Origin of the sequence: Mesorhizobium sp. M7A.F.Ca.US.002.01.1.1, from assembly GCF_004022955.1 — a bacterium.
Taxonomy (GTDB): Bacteria; Pseudomonadota; Alphaproteobacteria; order Rhizobiales; family Rhizobiaceae; genus Mesorhizobium; species Mesorhizobium ciceri.
The window spans coordinates 1-4,896 of sequence record NZ_RZQE01000449.1; the positions used below are offsets into that span (position 1 = coordinate 1).

Below are 4,896 nucleotides of genomic sequence, written 5' to 3' on the forward strand. Positions count from 1 at the left end.
CAGCAGCGCGGCCGCCTACGTGGCGTTCCTCTACGCCCTGCACCTGTTCTTCACCCGCCAGCAAGGCCCGCGCCTTGCGGCCGGCGCCGTCTTCCGCAGGCGCATGCGCAAGCACGTCCTGAAAGGGTGGATCTGGTCATGACCAAGTGCGCCGCACCAGCTTGCCGGAATGACGCTCCTGGCCGTCACGGGATCTTCTGTGTCGATCACTATTTCGAGCTGCCGAAGGTCTACACCGGCATGCTCACGCGCATGAAGATCGAGTGCGGCCGCTGCGAAGATGCTGACGCGAAAAAGCATCTGGAAGAGCAGCTTGCCGCCTACATCAGCGTCGTCGTCAGCAAGCTCCCCCAAACACCCGAGGCGCGCAGCTCCCAAGCCGCCCTCGACAGCGCCCGCCGCGCCACCAACGAGCCGGCGGCGGGCGCAAGCCAATATCAGGGGAGGCTCCTCTGATGGCAGACGGCACGAACATCGAGTGGACCGACGCCACCTGGAACCCGATCACCGGCTGCCAGGTCAAATCGCCGGGCTGCAAATTCTGCTACGCCATGAAGCTCGCCGGCACCCGGCTGAAGCATCACCCGAGCCGTGAAGGCCTGACGGTCGACACCAAGAACGGCCCGGTCTGGACTGGCGAGGTCCGCCTCAACGAAGCCTGGCTGACCCAGCCGCTGCATTGGACCAAGCCGCGCATGATCTTCGTCTGCGCGCATGCCGACCTGTTCTACGAGGCGGTTCCGGACGACTGGATTGACCGCGTTTTCGCCGTGATGACCCAGGCACCGCAGCACGTCTTCCAGGTGCTGACCAAACGGCCGGATCGCATGCTTGACTACCTCCAGCGCGTCGAGACCGAACCGCACCACGAAACCGTCAGGTGCTTCGCCAACGTGTTGCCGTGCCCGTTGCCACGGATCGAAGCAATGACATTGCCATCGCCGAACATCTGGCTTGGGACCTCGGTCGAGGATCAAGCCCACGCCGACGAGCGCCGCAACAGCATGCGCCAGCTCGCCGGCATGGGTTGGAAAACATGGGCCAGCTACGAGCCCGCCCTAGGCGCCATACACTGGGGCGGTTGGCAATTTCTCGACTGGGTCGTATCCGGTGGCGAGAGCGACAACGACGGCGACAGCGCTCGGCCGTCATGCTCAAATTGGCACCGGGTCACTCGTGATTTCTGCGCGATAAACGGGATCCCCTACCTGTTCAAGCAGTGGGGCGCGTTCCGACCCTGCACCTCCGCCGAACTGAACCAGGCCTGCGGGGCGACACTGGTCGGCAACGTCTACACCGGCGAATACATGCTCCGCGTCGGCAAGAAGCGCGCCGGTCGCATGCTCGACGGGCGAACCCATGACGGCTTCCCGGCGGTGTCGGTATGAAAGATTGGCTGACCGCCCGCGAGATCGCAGCCGAGGCGTTGCCGGACATGCCGCGCACCGAGAGCGCCGTCATCCGCATGGCCCAGCGCGAAGGCTGGGCGGACCGGCTCACCCAGGCGCGCCCGCGCGCCGGCCGGGGTGGTGCCACCGAGTATCATGTCTCGCTATTCCCGACGCTCGCCCAGGTCGCCTACCAGCAGCGCCACATTGTCATCGAACTGCCGGTCAAGCCGGCCAAAGCCTCGCCCGATACCAGCCTGACGGCACGCGCCCAGCTGGAGCGCGATGCGCGGCTGGCGATCGTTGCCGCTTTCGAGAAATTCAGTCGCGGCATGCAGCTCGGCTATGCCACCCGCGTCCAGGTCTTCACCGACAAATACAACGCCGGCTCGCTCAACATCGAGCCTTGGGCCAAGGAGATCATCCCGAGCCTGTCCAAGCGGTCGCTGGCCCGCTGGCAGTCGCAGAAGCGTGACGGCAAGGTGAATTCCCTGGCGCATGATCCCGCCCAGGCGCGCAAGGGCACCGGCGTCCTCGACACGGCCAATGGCGGCGCCGTCAGTGCCTTTATGTTGGCCCTGATCACCCATCAGCCGCACCTCTCGGGCCACCACGTCCGCACCCTCTGCCGCTCGGAGTTCGGCGACAGATTGAAGGTGGCTTCAAAGGGCGTTGAAACGGCCATTCCGATGCCGCCGGTTCGCACCTTCCAGCATGCTCTGAAGGGCCTGAAGGAAGGCCACAAGGTCGAGCTGCTTAAGCTCACCAACCCCGATCGATACCGCTCGCACATGGCGCCGGCCGGCGTTGGCATGCTTCGCCACATCACCGACCCCAACCAGCTCTGGCAGATTGATGCCTCGCCGGTCGATGCGCTCTGCACCGATGGCAGGCATGCCGTTTACGCCTGCATCGACATCGCCACGCGGCGCACCGTCTGGCTGTTGTCGCGCACGCCGCGCGCCTCGGCCGTAGCACTGCTGATCCGCAAGGCCATTCTGGAATGGGGCGTTCCCGATGTCGTCAAGACCGACAACGGCTCCGACTTCGTTGCCAGGGACACGCAACGCCTGTTCGCTTCGCTTGGCATCGAGCCCGAGACCTCTGATGCCTACTCACCCGAGCAGAAGGGCCACGTCGAGCGCGTCATCAAGACCTTCCAGCATGACATGGCAACGCTGCTGCCGGGCTTTGTCGGGCACTCCGTCACAGATCGGAAAGCGATCGAAAGCCGAAAGAGTTTTGCCCAGCGCCTGGGCGAGAATGAAGCCTCGGTTTTCGGGGTCTCGCTGACCGGCCCACAGCTTCAAAAGCATGTCGATGACTGGGCGAACCTGGTTTATCAGCACAAGCCCCACGCGGGCATGCAGAACGTCACGCCCTTTGCCGCCGCGCTCGCGTCAGCCAAGCCGGTCCGTCGGGTGGACGAACGCGCCCTCGACCTGCTGCTGATGCCGATAGCCGGCGGCAACGACGGCCAGCGCATCGTCACCAAGCTCGGCATCCGCATCGACGGCTACCACTACATGACGCCGACGATCTTGCCGGGGACATCCGTTTTCGTGCGGCAAGACCCGACCGACGCCGGCTGCGCTTATGCCTTCGCCCAGGACGGCGCCGAGTTCCTCGGTGACGCCATCTGCCCCGAGCTGTCGGGCATCCTGCTTGGAATTGTAACTCGTCCAGCGAACGCGAGCCACATCATCAAGGTCCAAATAGCATTCGATGGCCGCACCACGGCCATTGATATCTGCCTCGTGTTCCCCGCCTGGTCCGATTGCCTTGAAGCGGCGAAAGGCCGGCAGATCGGGCAGCTTTAGAATGCGCATGTTTGGCAAAACCTTCAGCCCTCTGCACCGTTCGTAGTTTGCAACACCCTCCGCGTCGTTATCAAAGAGGACCAACACCTGGTTCTGTACCGATATGCTGATGAGGCCTTGCACGAAGCGGTACACATTCCCGGTCCCGGAAAAAGGATAGCCTTCCTCCATGTCGACGAAGTCGAAGAAATCCGCGACATTCGGGCGCAAAATCTTCCAGGCATGCCGAAGAATGGCCGCGTCCGAACTACCCTCCGTGACAATTAAGAAGCGGCGTTCAGGATCAAGCGGGCGGACGAAGGTCTCGCGGCCGGCATAGCCACCTTGCTCAATATCATTGAAAGCCCACTGCACCGGCAGCTCGGACGCGCGATCATTTCGCGCCAGCAAATGTAGAACGGTATAGGCGCTTAGATTTTCCATTGCCTCTGAAACCGCTCTGTGTTCCAGGGGGTCGGCTTCGAGGAGCGACTTTAGTCCGAGACGCGGCGAAAGCTCGCGTCGGAAAAACTTTCCGAAGTCCTCGCCTCCGTCACCATAGTCGGCTGAAATCGTGTTCACATCGACATTGCCGAGCGCATCGCGAAGATGTTCAAAGGTGAAGCGGGTACTATCGAACACATTGAAGCTTGCAAGGTAGGAAAACTCCTGTTCGCATTGCGCGTATGTGTGTCCAAGCAAATTAAGACGCTGGATCACCTGGGCCAGAGATTTCGATAGCCCCTCCTTCAATTCGACGATAGGCGCATACCTCGTCTCGCCATCGGTGGCATGTTCCTCTTCCTCGCCAACATAATAATAGGGGACATTCGAAACATCGCTCTCGCCTTGGAAGAGCGCGGAATGATCGTAAAAACCGAAGTTCTTTCCCCACTCGATTTCGAGGCGGCCCACAGCCAAATATATCATCGAGCCCATGCTTCAATCCTACGGAAATCCAAACGCTACCGGACATGTTCGGTGCCGGAGCACCGCCATCTTAGCGATCCAGCCTGCGAAGCGGTACTACGTGTTTAACCCGACCCACTCAGATACCGCAGTGTCTTGAGCCAGTCGTTGCTCGACGACACCAAGGTAGCTGGCCTTGCCCGGATTGTAAGCCCACCCCGGATCGATGCCGTCGGGAACGGTGGTGACCTCGCCGGTGCGCTTGTTGATATACTTGCGCATCGTGCCGTCCATCGGCTCGAACTTCAGCTTCTCGCCTTCGCGCTGCAGCCGGTCGATATCGCGCTGGCCGAGGCTCTGCAGGGTGCAGTGGCAGTTCCACCCGTTGGGGCAGGCATGCGTGTTCCACCAGGGATGGTCGACCGGCAGCACCGTGTTGTGCCAGAGCGCATGCAGCGGACGCGGATGCTCCTGGCCTTCCAGATGCACGTAACGCACGAACGGCCGCGCGGCCTTGTTGCGCTCGAAGCTCGACCAGTGGCCGGCCGCATGCCTATCAGGGCGAACTGGAGGGTAAGACACGTTATATGCGCGACTTCCTTGACCAACGCTCACGGCAATCTTCTTATGACTATTCCAAAATCGAAGCCGTATTAGACGCGATCACGGACAGCGCCATAGCTATGCGCGAGCCAAAGGTGGCGAAGGCATGGGAGCACGATTAAGCGGGCGCCCTGCCAATTGACGTTTGGCTCGGCGGCGGCTGCGGCCACTTGAATGGGCGTTTCGCGCTGTAGACC

Annotated in this window: 4 protein-coding genes; 3 read left to right on the top strand and 1 reads right to left on the bottom strand. The window is 61.9% G+C overall.

The window, feature by feature from the left end; genetic code table 11:
* Positions 1 to 138 precede the first annotated feature (138 nt).
* Genes EN932_RS29270 through EN932_RS29280 form a run of 3 tightly spaced genes read left to right on the top strand, consistent with a single transcriptional unit; the run spans position 139 to position 3,208 of the window.
* Positions 139 to 456 carry a hypothetical protein gene (locus EN932_RS29270; protein ID WP_128369266.1) on the top strand — a complete coding sequence of 106 codons (318 nt, stop codon included), beginning with the start codon at positions 139 to 141 and terminating at the stop codon, positions 454 to 456.
* Positions 456 to 1,388, top strand: coding sequence for a phage Gp37/Gp68 family protein (locus tag EN932_RS29275; protein WP_128369267.1), 933 nt, complete (start codon positions 456 to 458; stop codon positions 1,386 to 1,388). The genes EN932_RS29270 and EN932_RS29275 overlap by 1 nt, the downstream gene beginning before the upstream one ends.
* Complete coding sequence (locus tag EN932_RS29280; RefSeq protein ID WP_128369268.1) at positions 1,385 to 3,208, top strand: DDE-type integrase/transposase/recombinase; 1,824 nt, start codon at positions 1,385 to 1,387, stop codon at positions 3,206 to 3,208. The genes EN932_RS29275 and EN932_RS29280 overlap by 4 nt, the downstream gene beginning before the upstream one ends.
* A 1,005-nt stretch (positions 3,209 to 4,213) precedes the next feature.
* Here the strand turns inward: EN932_RS29280 and EN932_RS29285 are convergent.
* Positions 4,214 to 4,678: a phage minor head protein gene (locus tag EN932_RS29285; RefSeq protein WP_164890668.1), complete on the bottom strand. Its 465-nt coding sequence runs from the start codon at positions 4,676 to 4,678 to the stop codon at positions 4,214 to 4,216.
* Between the last annotated feature and the right edge of the window lie 218 nt (positions 4,679 to 4,896).